Source organism: Arthrobacter bambusae, from assembly GCF_030812595.1.
GTDB classification, from domain to species: Bacteria; Actinomycetota; Actinomycetes; order Actinomycetales; family Micrococcaceae; genus Arthrobacter; species Arthrobacter bambusae_B.
On record NZ_JAUSSZ010000008.1, the window covers coordinates 200,837 to 227,788 of the forward strand.

General features: G+C 63.1%; 22 protein-coding genes and 1 tRNA gene. 8 read left to right on the plus strand and 15 right to left on the minus strand.

The window, feature by feature from the left end; genetic code table 11:
• Positions 1-363: 363 nt before the first annotated feature.
• Positions 364-4,263 carry a DNA-directed RNA polymerase subunit beta' gene (locus J2S96_RS12795; RefSeq protein ID WP_306863887.1) on the minus strand — a complete coding sequence of 1,300 codons (3,900 nt, stop codon included), beginning with the start codon at positions 4,261-4,263 and terminating at the stop codon, positions 364-366.
• A 103-nt stretch (positions 4,264-4,366) separates the two neighbouring features.
• Positions 4,367-7,885, minus strand: coding sequence for a DNA-directed RNA polymerase subunit beta (gene rpoB / locus J2S96_RS12800; RefSeq protein ID WP_306863889.1), 3,519 nt, complete (start codon positions 7,883-7,885; stop codon positions 4,367-4,369).
• 408 nt (positions 7,886-8,293) lie between these two features.
• Between rpoB and J2S96_RS12805 the strand changes: the two genes are divergently transcribed.
• Positions 8,294-9,505, plus strand: coding sequence for an acetyl-CoA C-acetyltransferase (locus J2S96_RS12805; RefSeq protein ID WP_306863892.1), 1,212 nt, complete (start codon positions 8,294-8,296; stop codon positions 9,503-9,505).
• 42 nt (positions 9,506-9,547) lie between these two features.
• Positions 9,548-10,015 carry an aminoacyl-tRNA deacylase gene (locus J2S96_RS12810; protein WP_306863895.1) on the plus strand — a complete coding sequence of 156 codons (468 nt, stop codon included), beginning with the start codon at positions 9,548-9,550 and terminating at the stop codon, positions 10,013-10,015.
• Between the two features lie 146 nt (positions 10,016-10,161).
• Here the strand turns inward: J2S96_RS12810 and rplL are convergent, their stop codons facing one another.
• From rplL to J2S96_RS12850, 8 genes are all read right to left on the minus strand, one after another.
• Positions 10,162-10,539: a 50S ribosomal protein L7/L12 gene (gene rplL / locus J2S96_RS12815; RefSeq protein WP_306863898.1), complete on the minus strand. Its 378-nt coding sequence runs from the start codon at positions 10,537-10,539 to the stop codon at positions 10,162-10,164.
• A 75-nt stretch (positions 10,540-10,614) separates the two neighbouring features.
• Entirely contained in the window at positions 10,615-11,220 is a 606-nt protein-coding gene (gene rplJ, locus J2S96_RS12820; RefSeq protein WP_306863900.1) for a 50S ribosomal protein L10, read from the minus strand.
• 302 nt (positions 11,221-11,522) lie between these two features.
• Entirely contained in the window at positions 11,523-12,674 is a 1,152-nt protein-coding gene (locus tag J2S96_RS12825; protein ID WP_370873100.1) for a GNAT family N-acetyltransferase, read from the minus strand.
• Between the two features lie 379 nt (positions 12,675-13,053).
• Complete coding sequence (gene rplA / locus J2S96_RS12830; RefSeq protein WP_306863906.1) at positions 13,054-13,761, minus strand: 50S ribosomal protein L1; 708 nt, start codon at positions 13,759-13,761, stop codon at positions 13,054-13,056.
• A gap of 154 nt (positions 13,762-13,915) precedes the next feature.
• The gene (rplK, locus tag J2S96_RS12835; RefSeq protein WP_018773647.1) at positions 13,916-14,347 is read right to left on the minus strand and encodes a 50S ribosomal protein L11; all 432 of its coding nucleotides are present in this window, start codon (positions 14,345-14,347) and stop codon (positions 13,916-13,918) included.
• A 129-nt stretch (positions 14,348-14,476) separates the two neighbouring features.
• Positions 14,477-15,277: a transcription termination/antitermination protein NusG gene (gene nusG, locus J2S96_RS12840; protein ID WP_306863913.1), complete on the minus strand. Its 801-nt coding sequence runs from the start codon at positions 15,275-15,277 to the stop codon at positions 14,477-14,479.
• Between the two features lie 114 nt (positions 15,278-15,391).
• Entirely contained in the window at positions 15,392-15,673 is a 282-nt protein-coding gene (gene secE / locus J2S96_RS12845; protein ID WP_306863915.1) for a preprotein translocase subunit SecE, read from the minus strand.
• 82 nt (positions 15,674-15,755) lie between these two features.
• Positions 15,756-15,828, minus strand: a tRNA-Trp gene (locus J2S96_RS12850).
• Between the two features lie 310 nt (positions 15,829-16,138).
• On the opposite strand from J2S96_RS12850, the gene J2S96_RS12855 reads away from it, so the two are divergent.
• The gene (locus tag J2S96_RS12855) at positions 16,139-17,368 is read left to right on the plus strand and encodes a pyridoxal phosphate-dependent aminotransferase (RefSeq protein ID WP_306863918.1); all 1,230 of its coding nucleotides are present in this window, start codon (positions 16,139-16,141) and stop codon (positions 17,366-17,368) included.
• Between the two features lie 257 nt (positions 17,369-17,625).
• Here J2S96_RS12855 and J2S96_RS12860 read toward each other — a convergent pair whose 3' ends face one another.
• Together J2S96_RS12860 and J2S96_RS12865 are read right to left on the minus strand one after the other, a co-directional pair.
• Entirely contained in the window at positions 17,626-18,297 is a 672-nt protein-coding gene (locus J2S96_RS12860; protein ID WP_306863921.1) for a LuxR C-terminal-related transcriptional regulator, read from the minus strand.
• A complete protein-coding gene (locus tag J2S96_RS12865) occupies positions 18,294-19,634 on the minus strand; it encodes an ATP-binding protein (protein WP_306863924.1) in 1,341 nt (446 codons plus the stop codon). Before J2S96_RS12865 ends, J2S96_RS12860 begins: the two co-directional genes overlap by 4 nt.
• 125 nt (positions 19,635-19,759) lie before the next feature.
• On the opposite strand from J2S96_RS12865, the gene J2S96_RS12870 reads away from it, so the two are divergent.
• The 5 genes from J2S96_RS12870 to J2S96_RS12890 all read left to right on the plus strand — a co-directional run bounded on the left by J2S96_RS12870 (position 19,760) and on the right by J2S96_RS12890 (position 23,825).
• Entirely contained in the window at positions 19,760-21,229 is a 1,470-nt protein-coding gene (locus tag J2S96_RS12870; protein WP_306863930.1) for a PspC domain-containing protein, read from the plus strand.
• Position 21,230: 1 nt separating this feature from the next.
• On the plus strand, positions 21,231-21,536 hold the full coding sequence (locus J2S96_RS12875; protein WP_306863933.1) for a hypothetical protein: 306 nt from the start codon (positions 21,231-21,233) through the stop codon (positions 21,534-21,536).
• 45 nt (positions 21,537-21,581) lie between these two features.
• Positions 21,582-21,839 carry a PspC domain-containing protein gene (locus J2S96_RS12880; protein ID WP_306863935.1) on the plus strand — a complete coding sequence of 86 codons (258 nt, stop codon included), beginning with the start codon at positions 21,582-21,584 and terminating at the stop codon, positions 21,837-21,839.
• Between the two features lie 197 nt (positions 21,840-22,036).
• Positions 22,037-23,062 carry an ATP-dependent 6-phosphofructokinase gene (locus tag J2S96_RS12885; protein WP_306863937.1) on the plus strand — a complete coding sequence of 342 codons (1,026 nt, stop codon included), beginning with the start codon at positions 22,037-22,039 and terminating at the stop codon, positions 23,060-23,062.
• 31 nt (positions 23,063-23,093) lie between these two features.
• Positions 23,094-23,825, plus strand: coding sequence for a GNAT family N-acetyltransferase (locus J2S96_RS12890; RefSeq protein ID WP_306863939.1), 732 nt, complete (start codon positions 23,094-23,096; stop codon positions 23,823-23,825).
• Between the two features lie 95 nt (positions 23,826-23,920).
• Here J2S96_RS12890 and J2S96_RS12895 read toward each other — a convergent pair whose 3' ends face one another.
• The 3 genes from J2S96_RS12895 to J2S96_RS12905 all read right to left on the minus strand — a co-directional run.
• Entirely contained in the window at positions 23,921-25,465 is a 1,545-nt protein-coding gene (locus J2S96_RS12895; protein ID WP_306863941.1) for a DHA2 family efflux MFS transporter permease subunit, read from the minus strand.
• Between the two features lie 66 nt (positions 25,466-25,531).
• Entirely contained in the window at positions 25,532-26,092 is a 561-nt protein-coding gene (locus J2S96_RS12900) for a PadR family transcriptional regulator (RefSeq protein WP_306863943.1), read from the minus strand.
• A gap of 109 nt (positions 26,093-26,201) precedes the next feature.
• On the minus strand, positions 26,202-26,952 hold a 751-nt coding region (locus J2S96_RS12905), incomplete at its 5' end, for a DDE-type integrase/transposase/recombinase (RefSeq protein ID WP_306863945.1).

A 26,952-nucleotide genomic window follows, 5' to 3' on the forward strand; every position in this document is an offset into this window, starting at 1 on the left:
CACTGGCCTGTGTTTGCGTGAGAGCTTTGGCGTTGTCCATGCGACCCTGGCCCGAAGACCGCTGGGCGTGCAAAAGTGCGGCATTCGTTGCGCACGTAGCCCGCAACCCGGAAACAGGCTCCACCCAAGCACCATGAGAACAAAACCAAAATGATGCTGCGGCGGCCTTCATCCACTGCCACACAGAACAATTACCAAAATTCTAGCATGGCTTGATCTGAAGCCTTAATCGGGTGTAAAGGAGTAGACCCCGACGACGGGCGCCGGCCGCCGTCGTCAGGCACCTAACGAGTCGGGCACCCAACGGGAAGGACCCCGCACTCACAGAGTGCGGGGTCCCTCCTTTGCGCTACAACCTCCGGGTCAGCGGAAGTCGTTGCCGAGATCGTAGTCATCCAGCGGGATGGCGTGGAACTCGGGAGCTCCATCGCCGCCCAGGGCGTCATACGAGAAGTCGGTGAAGGCGCTGGGGCCCGTGAACAGGCTTGCCTTTGCTTCTTCAGTCGGCTCCACGGTGACCTCGGTGTAACGGGGCAGGCCCGTTCCGGCCGGGATGAGCTTACCGATGATGACGTTCTCCTTGAGGCCGAGCAGCGGGTCGCTCTTGCCTTCCATGGCCGCCTGCGTCAGAACGCGGGTGGTCTCCTGGAAGGAAGCGGCCGACAGCCAGGACTCGGTTGCCAGAGATGCCTTGGTGATACCCATCAGTTCCGGGCGACCGGAAGCCGGGGTACGGCCTTCGGACACCACGCGACGGTTCTCGTCTTCGAAGCGGCTGCGCTCAGCGAGCTCGCCCGGAAGCAGATCGGAGTCGCCGGATTCGATGACGGTCACGCGGCGCAGCATCTGGCGGACGATGACTTCCACGTGCTTGTCGTGGATGCCAATGCCCTGGCTGCGGTAAACGCCCTGGACCTCGTCCACCAGGAACTTCTGGGCGGCACGGGGACCCATGATGCGCAGAACCTGCTTCGGGTCCACAGGACCGTTGATCAGCTTCTGGCCGACGCTGACGTGCTCGCCATCCTCGATGAGGAGGCGGGAACGGCGCAGCACCGGGTAGGCGATCTCCTCGGAACCATCGTCCGGGGTGATGATGAGGCGCATCTGGCGCTCGGACTCTTCGATGGCGATGCGACCGGCTGCTTCAGCAATCGGTGCAACACCCTTCGGAGTACGGGCTTCGAAGAGCTCCTGGATACGGGGCAGACCCTGGGTGATGTCGTCGCCACCGCTGGCGGAAACAGCACCACCGGTGTGGAACGTACGCATGGTCAGCTGGGTACCGGGTTCACCGATGGACTGAGCGGCGATGATGCCGACGGCCTCTCCGATGTCGACGGTCTTGCCGGTGGCCAGCGAACGGCCGTAGCAGAGCGCACAGGTACCGACCTTGGACTCACACGTGAGCACGGAACGGACCTTGACCTCGGTGATGCCGGCCGCGAGCAGCTCGGCAATGACGACGTCGCCGCAGTCGGTGCCGGCAGCTGCCAGCACCGTGCCCTTGGAGTCGACGACGTCGACGGCGAGGGTACGTGCGTAGGCGCTGTTCTCGACGTTCTCGTCGAGAGTCAGCTCACCGTTGGAGTCCGGCACGGCGATTGCGGTCATGAGACCACGCTCGGTGCCACAGTCCTCTTCACGGACGATGACGTCCTGCGAAACGTCCACCAGACGACGGGTCAGGTAACCCGAGTTGGCGGTACGCAGGGCGGTGTCAGCCAGACCCTTACGGGCACCGTGCGTGGCGATGAAGTATTCCAGCACCGACAGGCCTTCGCGGTACGAGGACTTGATCGGACGCGGGATGATCTCACCCTTCGGGTTGGCCACAAGACCACGGATACCCGCGATCTGGCGGACCTGCATCCAGTTACCACGTGCACCGGAGGACACCATGCGGTTGATGGTGTTCATCGGGGACAGGCTGTCACGCATCGCCTGGGCGATTTCGTTGGTGGCCTTGTTCCAGATCTCGATCAGTTCCTGGCGACGCTCGTCGTCGTCGATCAGGCCCTTGTCGTACTGGCCCTGGATCTTGGCAGCCATGGTCTCGTAACCGGCCAGGATCTCCGGCTTGGAGGTGGGCACCTCGATGTCGGAGATTGCCACGGTGACGCCCGAGCGGGTCGCCCAGTAGAAACCGGCGTCCTTCAAGTTGTCCAGCGTTGCAGCCGTGACAACCTTCGGGTAGCGCTCTGCGAGGTCGTTGACGATCCGGGAAAGCTCGCCCTTGTCGGCAACAGCCTCAACCCACGGGTAGTCCTCCGGCAGGGTCTCGTTGAAGAGAACCTGGCCGAGGGAGGTCTGGACCAGTGCGGTCTGGCCCGGCTCCCAACCTTCCGGAGCTTCCCAGCCGGCGTAAGGAACAAAGCCCTCAAGGCGGATCTTGACCTGGGAGTTCAGGTGCAGCTCGCGGGCATCGTAGGCCATGATGGCTTCCGCTACCGAACCGAACACGCGGCCTTCGCCTGCCGAACCAACACGCTTGGTGGTCAGGTGGTACAGACCGATGATCATGTCCTGCGAAGGCAGGGTCACCGGACGGCCATCCGACGGCTTCAGGATGTTGTTGGAGGACAGCATCAGGATGCGGGCTTCAGCCTGGGCTTCGGGGCTCAGCGGCAGGTGGACTGCCATCTGGTCGCCGTCGAAGTCAGCGTTGAAGGCGCCGCAAACCAGCGGGTGAAGCTGGATGGCCTTTCCTTCAACAAGCTGCGGCTCGAATGCCTGGATGCCGAGGCGGTGCAGGGTAGGTGCACGGTTGAGCAGCACCGGGTGTTCGGTGATGATCTCTTCCAGCACGTCCCAGACCTGCGGGCGGTAACGCTCGACCATGCGCTTTGCCGATTTGATGTTCTGCGCGTGGTTGAGGTCAACCAGTCGCTTCATCACGAACGGCTTGAAGAGCTCCAGGGCCATCTGCTTGGGCAGACCACACTGGTGCAGCTTCAGCTGCGGGCCGACGACGATGACCGAACGGCCGGAGTAGTCGACGCGCTTGCCGAGCAGGTTCTGGCGGAAACGACCCTGCTTGCCCTTGAGCATGTCGCTCAGGGACTTCAGCGGACGGTTGCCCGGACCCGTGACCGGACGGCCGCGGCGGCCGTTGTCGAAGAGGCTGTCAACAGCTTCCTGAAGCATGCGCTTCTCGTTGTTGACGATGATCTCCGGAGCACCGAGGTCAAGCAGGCGCTTGAGTCGGTTGTTGCGGTTGATCACACGGCGGTAGAGGTCGTTGAGGTCGGAGGTCGCGAAGCGGCCACCGTCCAGCTGGACCATCGGGCGCAGTTCCGGCGGGATCACCGGGACGGCGTCCAGCACCATGCCAAGCGGGCTGTTGTTGGTGGTCAGGAAAGCGTTGACAACCTTCAGGCGCTTGAGGGCACGCGTCTTGCGCTGGCCTTTGCCGTTCTGGATGGTGTCGCGCAGGGCCTCCGACTCTGCCTGCATGTCGAAGTTCTCAAGACGCTTCTTGATGGCTTCGGCACCCATGGAGCCTTCGAAGTACATGCCGTAGCGGTCGCGCAGTTCGCGGTACAGGCCTTCGTCACCTTCGAGGTCGGCGACCTTGAGGTTCTTGAAGCGGTCCCAGACCTGCTCGAGGCGCTCGATCTCAGCGTCCGCGCGCTTGCGGACGTTGGCCATCTGACGGTCCGCGGAGTCGCGGGCCTTCTTCTTGTCTGCAGCCTTGGCGCCTTCGCCCTCGAGGCGGGCAAGCTCGTCCTCAAGGTCGCGGGCAATCGTGGCGATGTCGCTGTCGCGGTTGTCGACGAGCTGCTTCTTCTCGAGGTCGTGCTCCACCTGGAGGTTCGGCAGTTCCGCGTGACGGCTCTCGGTGTCGACGCTGGTGATCATGTAGGCAGCGAAGTAGATGACCTTTTCAAGGTCTTTCGGTGCCAGGTCAAGGAGGTAGCCCAAGCGGGAGGGAACACCCTTGAAGTACCAGATGTGCGTGACGGGAGCGGCGAGCTCAATGTGGCCCATGCGCTCACGGCGCACCTTGGCGCGAGTGACTTCAACGCCACAACGCTCGCAGATGATGCCCTTGAAGCGCACGCGCTTGTACTTGCCGCAGTAGCATTCCCAGTCCCGGGACGGGCCGAAGATCTTCTCGCAGAAGAGGCCGTCCTTCTCGGGCTTGAGCGTGCGGTAGTTGATGGTTTCCGGCTTCTTGACCTCACCGTACGACCAGCCGCGGATGTCTTCCGCGGTGGCGAGGCCGATCTGCATGAGGCCGAAGGAGGATTCGCTGGACATATGGTCCCTGTTCTCTCTTGTTCTCTAAATTCTGAAGTCTTGGGTTTACGGAAAGAGGCAGCAGCCTTGGCCGGCGGTCTGCACCGCCAGCCAGAGCGGCTGTTTAGACCTCTTCTACGGAGCTGGGCTCTGCGCGAGACAGATCAATGCCCAGTTCTTCCGCAGCCGTAAAGACTGCGTCATCAGAGTCACGCATTTCGATCGTCGTACCGTCGGTGGAAAGAACCTCCACGTTCAGGCACAGCGACTGCATTTCCTTGATCAAGACCTTGAAGGATTCCGGAACGCCAGGCTCGGGGATGTTCTCGCCCTTGACGATGGCTTCGTAGACCTTCACGCGGCCGTGGATGTCATCCGACTTGATCGTGAGCAGTTCCTGGAGGGTGTAGGCGGCGCCGTATGCTTCGAGCGCCCACACTTCCATTTCACCGAAGCGCTGGCCACCGAACTGTGCCTTACCACCCAGCGGCTGCTGCGTGATCATGGAGTACGGGCCGGTGGAACGTGCGTGGATCTTGTCGTCCACCAGGTGGTGGAGCTTCAGGATGTACATGTAGCCCACGGAGATCGGATCCGGGAACGGCTCGCCGGAACGGCCGTCGAACAGACGGGTCTTGCCGGAGGAGTCGATCAGGCGGTCGCCGTCGCGGGTCACGTTGGTGGAATCCAGCAGACCTGTGATTTCCTCTTCGCGTGCACCGTCGAACACCGGGGTGGCGACAGTGGTCTGGCCGGTTTCACGAGGCAGGTTCGGAAGGTTCTTGACCCACTCCGGCTCGCCTTCGATCTTCCAACCGGTCTTCGCAACCCAACCCAGGTGCGTTTCCAGCACCTGGCCGACGTTCATACGACCCGGAACACCCAGCGGGTTCAGGACGATGTCCACCGGAGTACCGTCAGCAAGGAACGGCATGTCTTCCACGGGCAGGATCTTGGAGATAACACCCTTGTTGCCGTGGCGGCCGGCGAGCTTGTCGCCGTCGGTGATCTTGCGCTTTGCAGCTACGTAGACGCGGACCAGCTGGTTGACGCCCGGGGGCAGCTCGTCGTCATTGTCGCGGTCGAAGACGCGCACGCCGATAACCGTGCCGGACTCACCGTGGGGAACCTTCAGCGAGGTGTCACGCACTTCGCGGGACTTCTCACCGAAGATCGCACGGAGCAGGCGCTCTTCCGGAGTCAGTTCGGTTTCACCCTTCGGGGTGACCTTTCCGACCAGGATGTCGCCGGCTTCAACCTCGGCACCGATGTGGATGATGCCGCGCTCGTCCAGTCCTGCGAGGACTTCCTCGGACACGTTGGGGATGTCACGGGTGATTTCCTCGGCACCAAGCTTGGTGTCGCGGGCATCGATCTCGTGCTCCTCGATGTGGATGGAGGAAAGAACGTCCTCAGCAACGATGCGCTGCGAGAGGATGATGGCGTCCTCGAAGTTGTGGCCTTCCCAGGACATGAATGCCACAAGGAGGTTCTTACCGAGGGCGAGTTCACCCTGGTCCGTTGCCGGGCCGTCGGCGATGATGCCGCCGACTTCGAGGCGCTGGCCTTCGTTGACCAGGACACGGTGGTTGTAGCAGTTGCCCTGGTTCGAACGGGCGAACTTATTGATGCGGTAGCTGGTTTCCGTGCCGTCGTCGTTGAGCATGGTGACGAGGTCAGCGGAAACTTCGTTGACGACACCGGCCTTCTTCGCGATGACAACGTCACCGGCGTCGACGGCGGCAGCGCGCTCCATGCCGGTGCCCACGAACGGAGCCTCGGAACGGACCAGCGGCACAGCCTGGCGCTGCATGTTGGCACCCATGAGTGCGCGGTTTGCGTCGTCATGCTCGAGGAACGGAATCAGGGCGGTAGCCACGGAAACCATCTGGCGCGGGGAAACGTCCATGAACTGAACGTCGGCAGCCGGAACCAGGACGGGCTCGCCTCCACCACCGCGGGCACGGACAAGGACGGTCTCTTCGGCGAACCGCTTGTTCTCGTCGAGCGGAGCGTTGGCCTGCGCGATCAGGACTTCAGCTTCGTCGTCGGCCGTAAGGTACTGGACGTCGTCGGAAACAACGCCGTCCTTGACGAGGCGGTACGGGGTCTCGATGAAACCGAACGGGTTGATCCGTCCGTAGGAAGCCAACGAACCGATCAGGCCGATGTTCGGGCCTTCAGGAGTTTCGATGGGGCACATACGTCCGTAGTGGGACGGGTGAACGTCTCGGACTTCCATGCCTGCGCGGTCACGGGACAGACCACCCGGGCCAAGAGCCGACAGGCGGCGCTTGTGGGTCAGACCCGACAACGGGTTGTTCTGGTCCATGAACTGCGACAGCTGGGACGTTCCGAAGAACTCCTTGATCGCTGCCACAACAGGGCGGATGTTGATCAGGGTCTGCGGCGTGATCGCTTCGACGTCCTGCGTGGTCATGCGTTCGCGGACGACGCGCTCCATGCGGGACAGGCCGGTGCGGACCTGGTTCTCGATCAATTCGCCGACGGCGCGGATGCGGCGGTTGCCGAAGTGGTCGATGTCATCGATCTCGACGCGGAGCTCGTGGTCTTCGCCATCGCGCTTGCCCATGAGGGTCTTCTCGCCGGCGTGCAGCGCGACGAGGAACTTGATCATGGCGACGATGTCTTCAACGTGCAGGACCGAAGCTTCCTTGTCGCCAAGGGAGCGGTCGATGCCGAGCTTGCGGTTGATCTTGTAACGGCCAACCTTGGCCAGATCGTAGCGCTTGGCGTTGAAGTACAGGTTGTCCAGCAGCGACTGGGCAGCCTCGACGGTGGGCGGCTCGCCCGGACGCAGCTTGCGGTAGATGTCCAGCAGGGCGTCTTCGCGGGTTTCGGTGGCGTCCTTCTCCAGGGTTGCCCGCATGGAGTCGTACTGGCCGAACTCTTCGAGGATCTGGCCTTCGGTCCAGCCAAGGGCCTTCAGCAGAACGGTGACCGACTGCTTGCGCTTACGGTCGAGGCGTACGCCGACCTGGTCGCGCTTGTCGATTTCGAGCTCGAACCATGCACCGCGGGACGGGATGATCTTTGCAGTGAAGATGTCCTTGTCGCTGGTCTTGTCGGCGGTGCGCTCAAAGTAGGCGCCCGGCGAACGGACCAGCTGGGAGACGACGACACGCTCGGTGCCGTTCACAACGAACGTTCCCTTCTCGGTCATGAGAGGGAAATCGCCCATGAACACGGTCTGCTGCTTGATTTCACCCGTGTTGTTGTTCATGAACTCGGCCTTGACATACAGCGGTGCCGAGTAAGTGGCGTCACGGTCTTTGCATTCGGCCATGGTGTACTTCGGATCAGCGAACTCCGGCTCGGAGAAGCTCAGGGACATAGTGCCCTGGAAGTCCTCGATCGGGGAGATCTCTTCGAAGATGTCAGCAAGTCCAGAGGTGGTGGCGACGCTCAGGTCGCCTTCCTCGACAGCCTTCGCTACGCGCGCCTGCCAGCGTTCGTTTCCGACCAGCCAGTCAAAGCTGTCTGTCTGCAGTGCGAGCAGATTCGGAACGTCCAGCGGTTCGTGAATCTTTGCGAATGAGAGCCGGCGAGTCGCACCGTCGGTGCTGCTGGCATTGATAGCGGTTCCTGCATTGTTTTCATTTGAGGTGCTCGAGGCGACCAAGAGGGATCCTTCCACAGACCTTCAGGCGTTTTCAGATCTCCCCCGCTTGCACCCCGCAGATTGGATCCGCAGGGTACCTTTCCGGTTCCGCTATATGACCCGGGACCTCCGCTGGCAAAGGCCGTGCCCGTTCTAAATGGCACGTCGATGGCGCAGCTGAGAGGTAAAGCCCACCGCTATATGAAGGCTGAAGGTTAACAGGGAAGACGCAAATATCCACAATACGGCAAATCAACCCACCTGTCTACCCCACATCCCGCCTGAATGCAAGCACGGTTGCTGCAGGCATCTATGCACCCCGGCTTCTGGAGCCGTGCGTGGAATGTTGTTCCAGGGTCCATCGTTGAATGGAGAGGTGATGGGCGCCACGGTAGCCTAGGCTCACCACCCTTGATCGGAAGAGAGAAAATGAGCACCCCCTCAGACAAGACGGACAACAACAACGACGTTGTCATCCTTTCCGCCAGCCGTACCCCACAGGGACGGTTGAACGGGCAACTGGCCGGGCTCACCGCCGTCGAGCTCGGTGCTCACGCCATTTCAGGCGCCATCGCGGCGAGCGGACTGACCGCGGACAAAGTAGACGCGGTGATTATGGGACAGGTCCTGCAAGCGGGCGCCGGCCAGAATCCGGCCCGGCAAAGCGCCATCGCAGCCGGAATCGGCTGGAACATCCCAGCAGTCACCATCAATAAGGTCTGCCTCTCCGGACTCACCGCCGTGATCGATGCCGCGCGAATGATCCGGAGCGGGGACGCCGCCGTCGTGGTTGCCGGCGGCCAGGAATCGATGACCCGGGCCCCCCACTTGCTGCCGGGTTCGAGGCAAGGGTGGAACTACGGGGCGATCCAGGCGCTAGACGTCGCGGCCCACGACGGCCTCACCGACGCGTTTGACGGCCAGTCGATGGGCCTGTCCACCGAGATCAAGAACCTCTCGCTCGGCATCGATCGCCGGTCCCAGGATGAAGTGGCCGCCGCTTCGCACCAGCGTGCAGCCGCGGCCGCCGCGGAAGGAGTGTTCGACGGCGAGATCGCTCCCATCAGCGTCAAACAGCGCAAGGGCGAACCCTTGGTGCTGGCAAGCGACGAAGGGGTGCGCCCCCAGACCACACTTGAGACCTTGGCCCCTTTGAAGGGCGCGTTCGCCACCGATGGAACCATCACCGCGGGCAACTCCTCTCCCCTGTCCGACGGCGCCTCCGCACTCGTTCTCACGAGCCGCCGCTTCGCCGAGGAAAACGGCCTTGACTACCTCGCGATCGTCGGCAAGCCCGGCCAAGTAGCGGGACCTGACAACAGCTTGCATTCGCAGCCTTCGAATGCGATACGGCACGCATTGGACCGCGCGGGGTGGACAACGGCCGATCTGGACTTCATCGAGATCAACGAGGCATTCGGTTCGGTCGCGGTCCAATCCTTGAAGGATTTGGCCTACCCCCTGGAGAAGTGCAATATCCACGGCGGAGCAATTGCGATCGGACACCCGATCGGCGCGTCAGGAGCGCGGCTTGCCCTCCACGCCGCCCATGAGTTGAAGCGCCGCGGCACGGGTAAAGCGGCCGTTGCCCTCTGCGGTGGCGGCGGCCAGGGCGAAGCACTGCTTCTCTACCGCGACTAGATATCCGCCGATTGGAACGGCATGGCTGGAAAGGGAGCATGAATGCGCGGCACTGAGAGATTCCTCGCCGACGCGGCCGCCCGCGGACTCGATGTCCAACTCGTGGAGCGGGCGGCGGCAAGCAGTCTTGAGGAAGCGGCCCGGATCATGGGGATCATGCCTGCGGACATCGTGAAGTCCCTTGTGGTCAAGCACCGGGATGGCTCGTTCTTGTTTGCGTTGGTTCCCGGTGACCGGCAGATCTCCTGGCCGAAGCTGCGCGCCCTCCTGGGCGTCAACAAGCTGTCCATGCCCTCAGCCGATGTCGCTTTCGAGGCTACCGGCTATGAGCGCGGCACCATCACGCCTTTGGGAAGTTCGAAGCCATGGCCGGTCTATGCCGATGCCAGCATCGCCGGACGCAGGATTTCCATGGGCGCAGGGGAACACGGATACAGTGCTTTCGTGCACGCCGACGCCCTCACCGCAGCCCTGGATGCGATAGTGGCCGATATCAGCGACCCGCTCTAGGCAACGCGGGGTCACTTACGGCCCATCCGGGAGCACCTCATGGGCCGTAGGTGACCCCGCGTTGCTTCTTTAGAACGCAAAGAAGCCCCGCCCGGACGAATCCGGACGGGGCTTCCTGGGTAAAGCGATCTACCCGAAAACGCGAGTTACTTGACGGTAACCGTGGCGCCGGCAGCTTCGAGCTGCTCCTTCGCCTTGTCAGCGGCTTCCTTGGTGGCGCCTTCGAGAACAGCCTTCGGTGCACCGTCAACCAGGTCCTTGGCTTCCTTGAGGCCGAGGGAGGTGATGGCGCGAACTTCCTTGATCACTGCGATCTTCTTGTCGCCGGCAGCTTCGAGGATGACGTCGAATTCGGTCTTCTCTTCAGCTTCTTCAGCGGCAGCGCCACCGGCAGGGCCGGCGACTGCAACAGCAGCAGCGGTAACTTCGAAGGTCTCTTCGAAGAGCTTGACGAACTCGGAGAGCTCGATGATGGTCAGTTCCTTGAAAGCTTCAATGAGCTCTTCGTTGCTGAGCTTCGCCATGATTGGCGTCCTTCCTTTAGGTGGTGCTGCCACGGACGTCGTCCGTTACTGCACCGGAGTTTGAATGGGGAGAACTTAGTTCTCTTCGGTTGCTGCTTCAGCGGCTTCAGCCGGAGCGGCAGCCTCTTCCGCAGCAGCCTCGGCGGGAGCCTCTTCGGCAGCCGGTGCTTCTTCAGCGGCCGGTGCTACAGCGCCGCCCTCTTCTTCAAGCTTGAGGCGCAGAGCGTCAATGATGCGTGCAGCAGCAGCGGCAGGTGCCTTGAGGACGCCTGCAACCTTGGCGAGCTGCAGCTCACGGGACTCGAGGGCTGCCAGTGCGGCAACCTCTGATGCGTTCAGTGCCTTGCCTTCGAAGTAGCCGGTCTTGATGACCAGCTGCTTGTTGGTCTTGGCAAAGTCCGTCAGGCTCTTGGCGGCAGCAACCGCGTCACCCTTGATGAATGCAATTGCAGTGGGGCCGGCGAGCTGGCCGTCGAATGCTTCGACACCAGCTTCCTTGGCTGCAATGGCGGTCAGGGTGTTCTTGACGACCGAGAACTTGGTGTCCAGGCCGAGAGAAACACGCAGCTGCTTGAGCTGTGCAACAGAGAGCCCGCGGTATTCGGTCAGGACAGCGGCGTTCGATTCCTTGAAATCGTTGGTGATCTCAGCTACTGCGGAGATCTTGCTAGGCGTTGCCATAACCCTCCTTCCGGGGAATAAAGCCGGTTTTCCGGGTCCCCGCTCAAAAGAGCTGCAACTAAAAAACGCCCCGCGCAGATGCACGGGGCTTGGCTCAACACGATCCAATGATCATGGAGACTTGCTTCGTTCACCTGCGCCGGCCGCCCTTTGTCAGGGTCCTTCGTCAAGGAAGCCACTTTGTTCTTCCGCGCATAGCTACAGAATTGAGCGATGCCCGGAGGAGTGGATTCCCATCAACCGACGGTCTTTGGTAAGTCAAGCTTACGGGACGGGCAAGTGCTTCGCCAAATCGCGCCGGCTCACTCGGAGGAGGTGACCCTTGGGCCCATGTCCGGCAGTTCCTTCTGCCACAGGCCCGTGACCCCGGCCGTGGTGAATCCCAATTGCTTGTTCACTGTCAGCAGGTACCTGTTTTCGGGGGCATTCCAGGTGTAGATCACCCGGGCGTCAGGAAACTGTTCGCTGAGGCGTTGCATATTGGCGACCTTGATGAGGAGCCCGAGCTTGTTCCCCCTGTGTTCCTGCAGGACGATCGTGTCGTCTTGGAAGACGACATCCTGGCGTTGCGCCAGGACGCCGATGGTGGTGAGTCCGACGATCCGGCCGCTGGCGACGTGCTCGACGGCGGTGACCACCGTTCGACGTCCCTGCGCCACGGCGGCGTCCTCCGCCTGGCGCAACACAGCGCCGTCGAACACTAGCTGTTGTTGCTCGACCTCCGCAGCTTCGCTGCCCTCGGATACCACTTCCCCCGCCGCGTTCTCCAGCGCGGCCACGGCCTCGAGCCACTGTTGGGGGCAACGGTCGGTCCAGTGGTGCACGCGGTAGCGGCCGGCGTTGGCGTCTTCCGCTTCGGCCTCAAGCTCGGCGACGAGTTTTGAATCCAGTGGGAGCGCGCAGGAACTGAACTGTTCGATGTGCTGGAGGGTGTAGCCGGTACGACGGGCAAAATCGACCTCGCGGCTGGCCAAGGGAACGAAACCCATGCCGCTGCCAGGGACGAGCTGCCCCTCAGCACCACCGCGGAGGGACTCGGCAGGATGGTTGGTGTCCACCATGATCATCGTCCGGCCCTCGCTTTTGGCGAAGTGTTCGGCGGCTTCCAGAAGCTGCCGGCCCACACCCCTGCGCTGGAATTCCGGAAGGATGTCGAGGGTGAACTCGGCCAGGTCCATGTTATCGGCAAGGGGCAGCGCGATGTCCACGGTTCCGACGATGCGCCCGTCGACACGGGCCACAAGAATGACCTGGCGTTCGTATGGATCGCCAAGTTCGAGCAGTTTTTCCAACGGGGTGTAGGCGAGATCGTCCGTGCCCCAGATCTGCATGCGGACCCTGCGGCTGACTTCGACGGCGGCCAGAAAGTCCCTTGCGTCATCGGCGTCAAGGGAATCCGGAATCCACAGTTGGCCGATCTCCACCGTGCTCGTCATTTGGTCCTCTTTTGCCATCCGCCGTCGTACCCCGCCGGTTTGAAGCAGAGCTGTACGTTGATGGACAGCATATGTTCGTTTTCCTCAGCGTTAAAAGTCATGACGCGCTCGACCGGTGGATGTTCCGTTTGCAGCCCGCGCAGGTTCGCCAGTTTCACCTCAGCCTAATCAGCGGCCGCTGTCCGCGATAGGTGCCTGCCTGCCGTGGGCGGGGTGGCTGGAATCGCCCCCCGAGCCTCACGACCCCCGGAGGTGCGGGCCGGCGTCGTACTCTTCGGAAGTCGTACTCTTCGGAACGGCGCACGGCGCTCCGGTGCCCGGGACTCCGGTGCCCGGGACAACGAAAGGACCGCCCGGCAAATGCCGGACGATCCTTTCAGAGTTGTGCTTCCGGGGCTTACGCCTCGGTGAGAACCTTGGTGACGTTCGGGTCAACGGAGATGCCCGGGCCGAACGTGGTGGCGACCGTAGCCTTCTGGATGTAGCGGCCCTTGGAAGCGGACGGCTTCAGGCGAAGCACCTCTTCCAGCGCGGCTGCGTAGTTCTCGGCCAGCTTCAGTGCATCGAAGGAAGCCTTGCCGATGATGAAGTGCAGGTTCGAGTGCTTGTCGACGCGGAAGTCGATCTTGCCGCCCTTGATGTCGTTGACAGCCTTGGTGACGTCTGCGGTCACGGTGCCGGTCTTCGGGTTCGGCATGAGGTTACGCGGGCCGAGGACCTTACCGAGACGGCCAACCTTGCCCATGAGGTCAGGGGTTGCCACGGCGGCGTCGAAGTCGGTCCAGCCACCGGCGATCTTTGCGATCAGGTCATCGGAACCAACGAAGTCGGCGCCTGCAGCGATTGCCGCTTCAGCCTTGTCGCCCGTTGCGAAAACCAGGACGCGGGCAGTCTTACCCGTGCCGTGCGGCAGGTTGACGGTGCCGCGGACCATCTGGTCGGCCTTACGCGGGTCAACGCCCAAACGGAAAGCGACCTCAACGGTGGCGTCGAACTTGGACGGGTTGGTGTCCTTGGCGAGCTTGATGGCCTCGAACGGGGCGTAGAACTTGCCTGCCTCGATCTTGGCTGCGGCTGCCTCATATGCTTTGCTGCGCTTTGCCATGCTGCTTATTCTCCTTGTGCAGTTGTGGTCTGCGGACCGCGCTGGGCCCTGCCACAGTTGGAAATCCGGGTGGTAATCCGTGCCCGTTTCCAATATTTTCAATATTTCAATGGTGCCGGTTTACCGGCGGTTGAGGGTATTAGCCCTCGACGTATTAGCCCTCGACGGTGATGCCCATGGAGCGTGCGGTGCCGGCGATGATCTTGGCAGCACCCTCAAGGCTGGTGGCGTTGAGGTCTTCCATCTTGGTGGTGGCGATCTCGTTAACCTGCGCCTGGGTCAGCTTGGCAACCTTGACGGTGTGCGGCGTGGCCGAACCCTTGGCAACGCCTGCAGCCTTCTTGATGAGCTCTGCAGCCGGCGGGGTCTTGGTGATGAAGGTGAAGGAGCGGTCTTCGTAGACCGTGATTTCAACCGGGATAACGTTTCCGCGCTGGGCTTCCGTCGCAGCGTTGTACGCCTTGCAGAATTCCATGATGTTGACACCGTGCTGGCCAAGCGCAGGACCGATCGGCGGGGCCGGGTTGGCGGCACCTGCCTGGATCTGCAGCTTGATGAGGCCGGTGACCTTCTTCTTGGGAGCCAATGTAGGTCCTTCTCTCAATAACTTCCTAGGACACAGGAGCGTGCCTTAGGTTTGTCGCCGCCATGGCAAGGCGGCCGACCGCTCCGCGGCTGCTAAGCGGGCAACCGAGGAGCGAAATTCTTGGATCAACTAGATCTTGGTGACCTGGTTGAATGCGAGCGTAACCGGGGTTTCGCGTTCGAAGATCGACACCAGGACCACAAGCGTCTGGGAGTCCATCTTGATCTCGGAGATCGTGGCGGGAAGGGTCTCGAACGGACCTTCCTTGACGATAACGGATTCTCCGACCTCGAAGTCGATGTCGACGGGTGCCTGGTTCTGCTTGTTGACCGGCTTGCCCTTTTCGGCCTGCTGCTCTTCGAAGACCGGAGCCAGCATCGAGAAGACCTCGTCGAGGCGAAGCGGGACCGGGTTGTGTGCGTTGCCGACGAATCCGGTGACACCAGGGGTGTGGCGCACAGCGCCCCAGGATGCGTCAGTCAGGTCCATACGGACGAGGACGTAACCCGGAATGCGTACGCGGTTGATGATCTTGCGCTGGGCGTTCTTGATCTCAACGACTTCCTCCATGGGCACCTGGATCTCGAAGATGTAATCTTCCATGTCCAGGGTCTGGATGCGGGTCTCAAGGTTGGCCTTGACGCGGTTTTCGTAGCCGGCGTAGGAGTGGATGACGTACCAGTCACCTTCCTGGCGGCGAAGCTTGGCCTTGAACTCCTCAGCGGGGTCGGCGGGCGCTACGGCTGCCGCGGCGGCCAGGGCGTCGGCGTCGTCAGCGGACTCACCCTGGTCGGCGTCGTCGACGTCGGCAGTTTCGGGCGCAGCAGAATCGACCTCGGATCCTTCCACGGCGTCCGCCGTGGCGTGGGCCGTGCTTTCAGCGGGCCCATCCAGCTCAGTCTCAGTTACCTCGAGCTCCTGCTCAGACACTTGGTCTCCTGCTTCCTCATTGCCTAACATGCCTATTTAAATGGCTCAATTCCGCAAACCCTGCGAAATCCCTTGATTTTCCGGGGATTCCACGCGGTTTGCGGAGCGATCCGCTTAGTGGTTCGTGGTGCCAGCCGTGCCGAAGACCCATTTGATTCCCGTACCGAAAGCCAGGTCCAGGATGGTCACGACGAGCATCATGATGGCCACGAACACCAGCACCACGACTGTGTAGTTGACCAGTTCCTTGCGGGTGGGGGCAACTACCTTCTTGAGCTCGCCGATTACCTGGCGGACAAAAAGTGCAATTCGAGCGAAGAAGCCGGAATCGGACTTCTTGGCAGGGCGGCCCTTCGAGCTGCTCGCAGCTGTTTCGGTCACCTGATCCTCACTCATCTATGCAAACGTCGTTGACCCGACTCTGATCAGAGCCATGGTTGCTGCGCTTGTTCCAAGGAGAACCCCGGAACAGCTTGCGCAGGGCAGACAGGACTCGAACCTGCAACCTGCGGTTTTGGAGACCGCTGCGCTACCAATTGCGCCACTACCCTATGGAACGAGTCCATATTTTGGCCACACTCCACCAAGGCCAAGAAGTCCCAAAGAGCACGGGATTCGAGGCCAATCCGGGGCGCGAACCATTGTGATGTTTTTCAACACCGGTGAACCAGTCTACGCAAGAACGTCGCGATAGTCGAACCGGCCCACATTCCGGGGCATCCAGGCCATCTCGTTCATGTGATCAGCCTCAACTGTCACTTTCCCGACGTTAGCCCGATAGCTCCGCAGAACAGCATAAAGTAGATTCCGTCGAATCCCACCATCCAGCTCATGAGCTGCCCGCGAAGAACGGTGCTTTAAATGTCTGCCGGAATACCTGCCGCCCGCATTTCACAGCGAATTTCCGCCATCGCCGAATCCGCCACCCTTGCCGTTGACGCCAAGGCCAAGGCGCTCAAGGCAGCGGGTCGCCCCGTGATTGGCTTCGGCGCCGGGGAGCCCGATTTCCCGACACCTGACTACATCGTCAAGGCCGCCGTCGAGGCCGCCGCCCAGCCGAAGTACCACCGCTACTCCCCCGCAGCCGGACTGCCGGAGCTGAAGAAGGCCATCGCCGAGAAGACCTTCCGCGATTCCGGCTACAAGGTTGACCCTTCCCAGGTGATGGTCACCAACGGCGGCAAGCAGGCTGTTTACAACACCTTCGCCACACTGGTTGATCCGGGCGACGAAGTAATCATCCCCACGCCGTTCTGGACCACCTACCCGGAGGCCATCCGCTTGGCCGGCGGCGTTCCCGTTGAGGTCTTCGCCGGCCCCGAACAGGGTTACCTGGTCACCGTGGAGCAGCTAGAAGCCGCAGTCACCGACAAGACGAAGATCCTGCTTTTCGTCTCCCCGTCCAACCCGACAGGCGCCGTTTACAGCGCCGAACAAGTCGCCGAGATCGGAAAGTGGGCGGCGGCCAAGGGCCTCTGGGTTGTCACCGACGAGATCTACGAGCACCTGACCTACGACGGCGTGCCCTTCACCTCGATTGCCACGGCCGCCCCCGAGCTCGGCGACAAGGTGGTCATCCTCAACGGTGTCGCCAAGACCTACGCCATGACAGGGTGGCGGGTCGGATGGATGATCGGCCCGAGCGACGTCATCAAGGCCGCCACCAACCTCCAGTCCCACGCGACGTCGAACGTTTCCAACATCATGCAGATCGCGGCGCTGGCGGCAGTGTCGGGTCCGCTGACCGCCGTCGACGAAATGAAGGTGGCCTTCGACCGCCGTCGGAAGGCGATTGTCGCCGGACTGAACGAGATCGAGGGTGTTGAATGCCCGACGCCGACCGGCGCCTTCTACGTGTACGCCGACGTCCGCGGGCTGCTGGGCAGGGAATTCCCGACGTCGAACGGTCCCGTGCGTCCGTCGACGTCCGCTGAGCTCGCCTCACTGATCCTCGACGAAGTTGAGGTCGCCATCGTTCCGGGCGAGGCCTTCGGCCCCTCCGGTTACGTCCGCCTCTCCTACGCCCTGGGCGACGACGACCTCGCCGAAGGCGTTCGACGCCTCCAGGAATTCCTCGGCCAGGCCAAGTAGCCTTTCGCCTGCGCAAACGCTCGCTCACCTTGGGAAAAGGTGAGCGAGCGTTTCGGTTTAAGGCCCCCGACGTGAGCAGGCGTCCGGGTTTAAGCCCCGCCGCCGACGCCCGGTCACATAAACCGCCACCGCAGCCAACGCCCGGTCACATAAACCGCCCCCGCAGTCACCTTGGGATCGAGGTGAGCAGGCGTTTGGGCTTAAGCCGCCAGAGGTGAGCAGGCGTCGGGGAATTGAGGTGAATATCTGAGCGGGGGTCAGAGGAGGCGGCGCTCGGCGGCCCACTTGGTCAGTTCGTGGCGGCTGGAGAGCTGGAGTTTGCGGAGCACCGCGGAGACATGGGTTTCCACCGTCTTGATGGAAATGAACAGCTCCTTGGCCACCTCCTTGTAGCTGTAGCCACGGGCAATGAGGCGCATGACTTCCAGTTCCCGCGCAGAGAGCCGGTCCAGTTCGTCGTCGGCGATCCCGGCCGGGGACGTTCCGAATGCGTCAAGGACAAAACCCGCCAGCCTCGGGGAGAAGACGGCGTCACCATCGGCCACGCGGATCACAGCATCGGAGATCTCGGGGCCGGATATCGTCTTGGTGACATAGCCGCGCGCCCCGGCCCGAATCACGGCCACGACATCCTCGGCCGCATCTGAGACGCTCAGGGCCAGGAAGCTCGTGCTCCCGCGCAAGGGAGAGGAAGCGCCGATGACCTCCCGTCCGCCGCCGCCAAGGCCGCCAGGCAAATGGACGTCAAGCAACACCACTTCCGGGCGGACTTGGGCAATCACGGCGATGGCTTGCTCCACTGTTCCGGCTTCGCCCACGACGTCGATCCTGGAATCGAGGTCGGCTTTCAGCCCCGACCGGAAAATGGCATGATCGTCCACGATCACCACGCGGACCTTCCGCGCTACTTGCTCTGACAGGGCGTTCATCCTTTGGCTTCTCCGTTTCGGGTCTCCGCTTTGTCGGCGTTCTCGACGGGCAGCTTCAGGCGGACTTCCGTGCCCTCGGAGCTACTGTTGATGACCACAGTGCCGCCGTGGCGTTTCATGCGTCCGATAATTGACTCCTTGACTCCAAGCCGGTCTTCCGGAACGGCATCCGGGTCGAAGCCGGGTCCGCGGTCCCGGACGAAAACCTCGCTCCCCGTTTCCGAGCTCTCGAGATAGACGGACACGGCACCGCCGCCATGCCGGGCGGCGTTGTGCATGGCCTCCCGTGCCGCCAGGACCAGGGCCTCGTGCCTGTCCGTCATGATGGCGTCTCCCACGCTGACGACGTCGACGGCGTGTCCGTGGGCGTCCTCCACTTCGGCCGCGGCCGCGGCAATCCGCTCCGCCAGGAGTCCCGCATCCTTGGCGGCGTCCCGGTAGAGCCAGCTGCGCAGTTCACGCTCCTGGGCGCGGGCGAGGCGGACCACATCCTGTTCGGAGCCTGCCCGGCGCTGGATCAAGGCAAGCGTCTGCAATACCGAGTCGTGCAAGTGGGCTGCAATCTCGGCCCGCTCAGTCTCACGAACCCGCGCTGCCCGCTCAGTTTCAAGGTCCTTCCAGAACTTCAGGCCCCAAGGCAGCAGCACCAGGGCGACACCGCCCAGCACTGCAATGGAAGCCAGCAGAGCGAGCCAGGTCTGCTCCCACGAACCGGAACCGGACACCATGACCAACACCCCGGCGACCACGAGTGCCAGGCCCGCTGCGAGGCGCACCCAGCCGCCGGCCTGGTCGGCCTTGGTTTTGTCCACCAGTCCGGCCCGGCGCGTCTCATCCAACTGCATCCACGCAATCGCTGCTCCGCCGAGTATGGCCGCCGCCGGAATCAGCGTGCCGAGGGGGACGTCGACGCCGAATTGCCGGGCAATGAGGATGGCCGCCACGAGGAGCAGGCCGGCCCCCAGGAGGATCTCTTTCCCGTACTGGATGCGACGCAACCTGAACCAGGAAGCGAGGACGGGGACCGGGGCGGACAGCGGCAGGGGCTGCGCTCCGCCGTCGGGCGTTATTACCTCCGAAGGCATGCTCACCGAAGGAGCAATGGGCGACGCCGGGCGGCGGCTATTGCGGCGGGCGCTTTCGTCGGCGGTGGGCACCATGACCCACAGCCAGGCGTAGAAGGCCAGGCCCGCGCCGCCGGCGAACGAAGCAAGGACCATGCCCAGCCGGATGTACTTCACAGGCCAGCCAAGGTGGTCCGCCAGGCCGCTGCACACGCCCGCAATCATCCGGTCGCTGCTCCGGACCAGCGGCGGGCGCTGCATGGCGGTTGTCATGAATCCATCCAAACACGTATCAGGGACTTCGGCGCTCGAAGCCAGGGCAACTCAGGGGGCCACTCAGGGAACGTTCAGGGTATCCCCCAATAGAGGGCGACATCGCCGGAAGGCAAGATCGAAGTATGAACGCGAACAGCATGAATCCCGAGGACCCCGGACAAGCAGCGGAGCCCGGACAACCTGCAGAACCCAGCCACCCGGCAGGGACAGGCTCGCCGGAAGAACCGGCCCAGCCAAACTCCGGCAGCACCGGCGGCGCGGCACCGTACTATGCCGCTCCCGCTCCCCCGCAGAACTTCTTCACCTGGATCCGCAGCCAAGGGATCAGCCGCGGCCGGGACCGGTGGATGGGCGGCGTGGCCAGCGGCATCGCGCACCGCTTCGGCATCGACCCTTTGATCGTCCGCGGCATCTTCATCATCCTCACCCTCTTTGCCGGCATCGGCATCCTGCTCTACGGCCTCGCATGGGCTCTCCTGCCCGAACCCGATGGACGCATCCACGCCCAAGAGGCCGGCGCGGGACGCTGGTCCGCAGGCATGACCGGCGCCCTCATCACAACCATCATCGGATTGCCAAGCCTCGGCCACGGCTTCTGGGGATGGGGTTTGAACGGCGTTCCTGGAATCCTGTGGACGCTCTTCTGGGTAGGCGGCATCATCTACCTGGTCTACTTCCTGGTCCAGCGCAGCAAATCCCGCAACGGAAGGCAGACCATGGGCACGCAGCACTATGCGGCCGCTCCCGGCTCGCCGGGCGGGGCGGGCACCCATGCCTCGGCAGGTTATCCAGCCGGTCCTTCGAGTGCCGGTCCGTACAGCGCGGGTCCTTACAGCGCAGGGCCGTACAGCGCAGGTCCTTACAGCGCGGGGCCCGCCACGCCCTCGGGGCCCTTCGATCCTCCGGGACCCACTCCGCCGGCAGGCGTTCCCAACCGCCCCGAACGGCCCGAGCGGCCGCGGCGGCAGGGACCCGGCGCCGCCATCGTAGCTGTCTCAGCGGGGGCGGCCCTGCTGGCCGGCGGGACGCTCAAGCTGCTCGACGCCGGCAACGTCATCCACCTGGGCGACGCCGCCAACGCGGTGGTCTGGGCAACGGGCTCCGCCGTCCTCGGCCTCGGCATCCTGGTCGCAGGTCTCCGTGGCCGCACTTCGGGACTGCTCGGCTTCCTGGCGGTGGCGACGCTGGTGATCGGGGGCATATTCAATGTCGCCCCCAACGCGGACCGCTTCCGCCTCCAGAACGCCCAATGGAACCCCGTGAGCATCGAGGATGCCCGCAAAGGCTTCGACATCACCGGAGCCAACGGGACCGTCGACTTGACCAGGCTGAACCTCAGCGCACCCCTTGGCTCCGACGTCGTGGTTCCCATGGACGTGACCGCAAGCAACATCAAACTCCTCATCCCCGCGACCGTGCCGGTGGAGGTCCAGGCAGACATGACCTTCGCGAACCTCAAGCAGGACGGTAGCGCCGTCACCCAAAGCAATGGTGGCACCCGGGACAGTTTCAACACGGACAAGCCCGGCGCCAAGCTGGTCGTCAAACTCAACGGCACTTTCAGCAATGTCACCGTCCAGGAAGGAAACTGACATGAACACACACGAGCCCACGCGGACATTTGAAACAGAACCGCTGCCGGCACCTGTAAAGACCCAAGCCGCCCGGGCCAGGGTGGGCACGGTGGTCTGGGGGCTGATAGTCCTGGCACTCGCAGCCCTGATCATCATTTCCAAGCTCGGCCTCGTGGCCCTGAACGGCAACTACGTGTTGATCGGGCTCATGATCGGGGCAGGCGCGGCACTCGTGGTCGGCGGCCTGGTTTCGGCCCGTTCCCGAAAGGGCAGCGGGCCGGGCCCGGACTCCGGGGCCGGCGCTGCGGATTCCGACCACCGTTAGCAAGCAGCACGTGACAAAGCAACCGCAACAGGGAAGGCTCTAGCCATGGACAAATTCTTCAGCATCGTACGGAGCATCGGCCTGAAGCGCGGACCGCAGCGTTGGATCGGCGGAGTTTTCGGTGGCATTGCCGCCAAACTGAATGTGGACGTGGGCTATGTCCGCATTGGCTACCTGATCTTCTGCCTGCTCCCCGGTCCCGCCGTGTTGATCTACGTGGCGGCATGGCTGCTGCTTCCCAACCAAAGCGGCGCCATTGCCCTGGAATCCTTCCTCACCCAGCGTTCGCAAGGCAGGAAATAGCTCAGTCCGGTCCCGTCGGTTGACGGCCTGCGGGACCACCGGCGCTCCGCCACCGCGGCGGGGCGCTGGGCTTGTTAAGGACGCTGGGCTTGTACGGCGGTCATGGTTTGTGTCCCACCCCACATTGCCGCCTACAATCGTTGTGAGCTCAGCGTGGCGCTCTGCACGTATACCTCCTAGCCAGGATTTGAGCCCTCATGAAAATTGGAATCCTCACCAGCGGTGGCGACTGCCCCGGACTTAATGCCGTCATCCGCGGCGCCGTCCTCAAGGGAATCGCCATTCACGGCCAGGAGTTCGTCGGATTCCGGGACGGTTGGCGGGGCGTTGTGGAGGGCGACGTCATCGACATTCCCCGCACCATGGTCCGCGGTATCGCCAAGCAGGGTGGCACGATCCTCGGCACGTCCCGCACCAACCCGTTCGAGAACGGCGGCGGCCCGGATGTCATCAAGGCCCACATGGACCGCCTCGGCATCGACGCCATCATTGCCATCGGCGGCGAAGGCACCCTGGCCGCCGCGAAGCGCCTGACCGACGCCGGGTTGAAGATCGTCGGCGTCCCCAAGACCGTGGACAACGACCTCGACGCCACCGACTACACCTTCGGTTTCGACACCGCCGTCCAAATCGCCACGGAGGCCATCGACCGCCTGCGCACCACCGGAGAATCCCACCACCGCTGCATGATCGCCGAGGTCATGGGCCGCCACGTGGGCTGGATAGCCCTGCATGCGGGCATGGCTGCCGGTGCGCACGCCATCCTGATCCCCGAGCAGAAGGTCAGCATCGAGCAGATCACCGAATGGGTCCAGGAGGCCCACGATCGTGGCCGTGCACCGTTGATTGTTGTGGCCGAGGGTTTTGTTCCCGAACACATGGAAGCCCCGCACTCCGAACGCGGCCTGGACACCTTCGGCCGGCCCCGCCTGGGTGGCATCGCGGACCAGCTCGCCCCTGAGGTCGAAGCCCGCACCGGCATCGAGACCCGCGCCACGATCCTCGGCCACATCCAGCGCGGCGGCGTGCCCTCGGCTTTTGACCGCGTACTCGCCACCCGTTTGGGCATGGCAGCAATCGATTCCGTCGTGGAAGGCCGCTGGGGAACCATGGTGGCCCTCAAGGGCACCGACATTGAGCACGTGGGCTTCGAAGCTGCCCTGGGCAAGCTCAAGACCGTCCCGCAGAACCGCTACGACGAAGCCGCGGTGCTGTTCGGCTGAGCAGGTTCTTCTACTGCATAGACTCGATGTCATGGAACTTGATGCGGGATCGGCCGAAATTGTGCTGCTGGCCTGGGCCCGACATTTAGGGTTCGACGACGAGGCTTTCAGTTTCGCCTCCGGCCCATCTGCTGGCCGCAATGTGGAGCGGCTGGTCCGCGAAGACGAAGACGCTGAATCCATCACCTTCGTGAGGCTCTTTGGCCGCTCCGCATTAGTGGCTCCGGCCTGGGCGGCGGCTGCCGCCGTCGGGCTCTCAGACGATCAACTGAGCGAGCATTCCGCACTGTTGCGGATCAGCCGCGAACACGGTGGCCACGGGCTCGGGACCTCTGCGCTGCTGTTTGCCGACGACCTTCCCCTCTTCCAGCCGGGCGGCGAAGTCACCGTTTCCCACGGCCATCCGGAGGCGATCGAGCTGGAGGGCAGGTGCCCTCCAGACGACGTCAATGAAGTCCACCTCTCAAGGATGGACCACCATTTCACTGTGATGGATGGAGATGAACCGGACGGCAAACCGGTGGCCTGCGGTGCCTATGCCGAGTGGCAAGGGATCCTCGCAGACATGGGCGTCCTGGTGCCGCCCGAATTGCGGAGGCAGGGACTTGGAACCTTGGCTGCTTCGATCGCGGCCCACGAGGCGCTTGCCTCCGGCCTGACGCTTCAATGGCGGACTGCGCTGGACAACCGGGGCTCGATGGCCCTGGCCCGAAGGCTGGGATTCGTCGACGGCGGTATCCAGACCTCCGTGCTGCTCCGCTAATGCTCGATCTCTGCCCATAGTTGGCAAAAGATGCCCTCAAATCGCAGTTCGAGGGCATCTTCTGCCAGTTCGCGCGGGCTAACGCGCTAACGCGGCTAACCCCGGCCGAGGCTGCCGTCTTGCGAAACAGTCTCGGGCGTGGACGCGGTTCCGGCTTCTGCCGGGGTGCCCCAACCTTGGACAACCTTTGGCTTGCCGAACAACAAGGCCGCTGCGGCGCCCAACAGGATAGCGAAGGCGGGCAGCAAGACCGACTGGCTCATCGCCGTCGAGAACCCCGCATGCAGGAATTCAGGCAGCTTTCCGGTAAATCCACCTTCGCCGGCCGGGGCAGCACCTGGGGGTGCCGCCGGCAGCTCAGCGGCGAGCCGGGACTGGATCAAGGCGGCAATCGCGGCGGAACCCAGCACCGCACCGATCTGGCGGGTCGTGTTGAAAACCCCGGAGCCGGCGCCGGCCAAGCGCGGCGGGAGGTTGCGGCTGGTGGCGTTGGAGACCGGGCCCCAAATGAAGCCGTTGGCTACGCCCTGGAGGGCGCTGGGCAGCAGGAACATCCAGATCGGGGTTTCCGGTTTCAGGAGCGCCCCGGTCCAGAACAGGGCGCCGGACAGGCAGACGAGCCCGAAGGCGGCGAACCAGCGCGGGTTGATGCGGTCGATCAGCTTGCCAACGAAAGGTGCCAGCGCGCCGGAGATCACGGCCATGGGGATCATGAGCAACGCGGACTGCGTCGGGGACAACCCGCGGACCACCTGGTAGTAAAAAATGGTGGGCAACGGGAACGCGGTGATGGTGAAGCCCACCGCCATGATGGTGGTGTTGCCCAAGGAGAAGTTGCGGTCCTTGAACAGGCCCAACGGCAGCAAGGGTTCGCCGCCCCGGCGCTCGAGCAGCCACTGCCACAGGACGAAAACCGCCAGGACAACAAGCCCTGCGATGATCAGTCCCCACACTGTAATGGGCCCTGTGACGGTGCCCCACTTGTAGCTTTGGCCTTCCTGGATGCCGAACACCAGCAGGAACATGCCCGCTGCGGACAGCAGCACGCCCAGGACGTCGAACTTATGGCTGTGCGTGGTCAGCTTCGGCACCAGCCGGGTCACGAGGACGAACGCAACGACGCCGATGGGGACGTTGACGAAGAAAATCCACTGCCAGCCGAGGCCGTCGACCAACACGCCGCCGAGGATCGGGCCAACGAGGATGGCCATGCCGGCCGTGGCTCCCCAGAGGCCCATGGCCGCGCCGCGGCGGTCCGGCGGGAAGATCCGGGTGATGACGGCCATGGTTTGAGGCGTCATCATGGCTGCGCCAACGCCCTGAACCACCCGGGCCGCGATCAGCATGCCGATGTCGCCCGAGAGGCCGCACCACAGTGAAGCCAGGGTGAAGACCACGAGGCCGATCAAGTAGAGGTTCTTGGGTCCGAAGCGGTCACCGAGCCTTCCGGTGATCAGCAGCGGCACGGCATAAGCGAGGAGGTAGGCGCTCGTCACCCAGATGACGGCGTTGATATCGGTGTGCAGGCCCTCCATGATCCGTGGATTCGCCACGGAAACGATGGTCGTGTCGATCAGGATCATGAAGAACCCGACCACGAGGGACCACAGTGCGGGCCACGGTTTAGCTACGTTTTCCATGGATTTCCTTTGACTGTGCTGAATTTCTTGCGAGTTCTCTTGGACGGCCAGGAGTCGGATTGGCGGCTACCATGGCAGCTGCCCGCTGCGGAGGTCATTCTGGAAGCTGCGTATCCAGTCGATTTCCGTCCGCAGTATGGCTTGTTGGTACTTCGCGTCGACCCAGAACTTGGGCTCGACGCCTTTGGCAGCGACAGCTTCTTCACCGCGGACCAGGAAGTCGAGTTGCTTTTCCAGGCTCGCCACGCGCTCGTCCAGGAGTTCGAGTACGACGCCGGAGGGCAGGTTGTGTGCTTCGGCTATCGCGTGCGGGAAGCTCGGGTATTCGTTCACGGGTTCCGCCAGCATGTTCCGGAGGCGTTCGTCCAGCGCCTCCCGGCCGGGTCCGGTGATTCTGTAGGTGGTGCGCTCGGGCCGGTTGCCCGCGCGGTCAATGCCTGTGGACTCGACAAATCCCGCCTCTTCGAGGCGACCGACTGCGTGGTAGAGCGTACCCGGCCGGACTTTGATCAAGCGGTCCTCGTGCCGGGCCATCAGGAGCTGGTACATCTCGTATGGATGCATCGGCGCCTCGACGAGGAGGGCCAGTGCAGCTACGCCGAGTGGAGTCAGTGCTGCTCGTGCCATGTCCCTATCCTCCGTGCGAAGTATTCCACAACAACTATTCCACATGGAATATACGGTTGCAAGCCCGGTTCGACGGTTCCCTGCGCACTCGATGCATGCGCGGTATCTATCAAGCTGTTTGTGACAGCGGGGTGGTTTGTTTGTTGTTGATTCCGGCTGTGGGAGGGGCTCCCGGCGCGGTGGGTTTGTTGCGGTATCGGTGCGGGTTGCGGGCATAGCAGGCGTCGAGTGTTGCTTGTCGTTGTTTGCGGGCGTGTTCGGTTCGTTCGTGGTGGACGGTGTCTGGTGTGTAATAGTTCAGTCCGCTGTGGCGGTGGTTGGCGTTGTAGTCCGCGAAGAAGGCTGCCATGTATCCACGGGCGTGGTCGAGGTCCTGGAACTTCCGCGGGAACTCGAGGTCGTATTTGACGGTCTTGAACAGCGATTCCGAGTACGGGTTGTCATCGGAGACGCGGGGTCGGGAGTAGGACAAGGTGATGCCCAGAGACCGGGCGAGTTCCAGGGTGGTGCCCGCCCGCATGGGTGCCCCGTTATCGGCATGAAGCACGCCCGGGGGCTGCCTGTTGCCGGCCACGGCGTCCCGGATCAGCTCCGAGGCAAACGCGGCGGTTTCGGTGTATTCCACGCGGTGCCCGACGACCTTGCGGGAGAACACGTCCAGGATCGTGTAGAGCCGGTAGGTGTGCTTGCCGGGGCCGTGGAGCATTGTGATGTCCCAGGTCCATAACTCGTTCGGGGCGGTGGCTTCCAGGACGGGTTTGGCCCGGGGCCGGTGCCTCTGCGTTGTGGCCGGCGGTCTCCGTTCTGTCCGCGTGCGGCCACGATCCGGTGGGCTGCGGCGAGCGAGAAGGAGCAGCGTC

What these genes read in the sequence shown, in the direction of transcription:
- J2S96_RS12795 (WP_306863887.1), bottom strand. Translation starts at nt 4,263, where the DNA reads ATGTCCAGCGAATCCTCCTTCGGCCTCATGCAGATCGGCCTCGCCACC.
- J2S96_RS12805 (WP_306863892.1), top strand. Translation starts at nt 8,294, where the DNA reads ATGAGCACCCCCTCAGACAAGACGGACAACAACAACGACGTTGTCATC.
- J2S96_RS12810 (WP_306863895.1), top strand. Translation starts at nt 9,548, where the DNA reads ATGCGCGGCACTGAGAGATTCCTCGCCGACGCGGCCGCCCGCGGACTC.
- rplL (WP_306863898.1), bottom strand. Translation starts at nt 10,539, where the DNA reads ATGGCGAAGCTCAGCAACGAAGAGCTCATTGAAGCTTTCAAGGAACTG.
- rplJ (WP_306863900.1), bottom strand. Translation starts at nt 11,220, where the DNA reads ATGGCAACGCCTAGCAAGATCTCCGCAGTAGCTGAGATCACCAACGAT.
- J2S96_RS12825 (WP_370873100.1), bottom strand. Translation starts at nt 12,674, where the DNA reads ATGGCAAAAGAGGACCAAATGACGAGCACGGTGGAGATCGGCCAACTG.
- rplA (WP_306863906.1), bottom strand. Translation starts at nt 13,761, where the DNA reads ATGGCAAAGCGCAGCAAAGCATATGAGGCAGCCGCAGCCAAGATCGAG.
- secE (WP_306863915.1), bottom strand. Translation starts at nt 15,673, where the DNA reads ATGAGTGAGGATCAGGTGACCGAAACAGCTGCGAGCAGCTCGAAGGGC.
- J2S96_RS12855 (WP_306863918.1), top strand. Translation starts at nt 16,139, where the DNA reads ATGTCTGCCGGAATACCTGCCGCCCGCATTTCACAGCGAATTTCCGCC.
- J2S96_RS12860 (WP_306863921.1), bottom strand. Translation starts at nt 18,297, where the DNA reads ATGAACGCCCTGTCAGAGCAAGTAGCGCGGAAGGTCCGCGTGGTGATC.
- J2S96_RS12865 (WP_306863924.1), bottom strand. Translation starts at nt 19,634, where the DNA reads ATGACAACCGCCATGCAGCGCCCGCCGCTGGTCCGGAGCAGCGACCGG.
- J2S96_RS12870 (WP_306863930.1), top strand. Translation starts at nt 19,760, where the DNA reads ATGAACGCGAACAGCATGAATCCCGAGGACCCCGGACAAGCAGCGGAG.
- J2S96_RS12875 (WP_306863933.1), top strand. Translation starts at nt 21,231, where the DNA reads ATGAACACACACGAGCCCACGCGGACATTTGAAACAGAACCGCTGCCG.
- J2S96_RS12880 (WP_306863935.1), top strand. Translation starts at nt 21,582, where the DNA reads ATGGACAAATTCTTCAGCATCGTACGGAGCATCGGCCTGAAGCGCGGA.
- J2S96_RS12885 (WP_306863937.1), top strand. Translation starts at nt 22,037, where the DNA reads ATGAAAATTGGAATCCTCACCAGCGGTGGCGACTGCCCCGGACTTAAT.
- J2S96_RS12890 (WP_306863939.1), top strand. Translation starts at nt 23,094, where the DNA reads ATGGAACTTGATGCGGGATCGGCCGAAATTGTGCTGCTGGCCTGGGCC.
- J2S96_RS12895 (WP_306863941.1), bottom strand. Translation starts at nt 25,465, where the DNA reads ATGGAAAACGTAGCTAAACCGTGGCCCGCACTGTGGTCCCTCGTGGTC.
- J2S96_RS12900 (WP_306863943.1), bottom strand. Translation starts at nt 26,092, where the DNA reads ATGGCACGAGCAGCACTGACTCCACTCGGCGTAGCTGCACTGGCCCTC.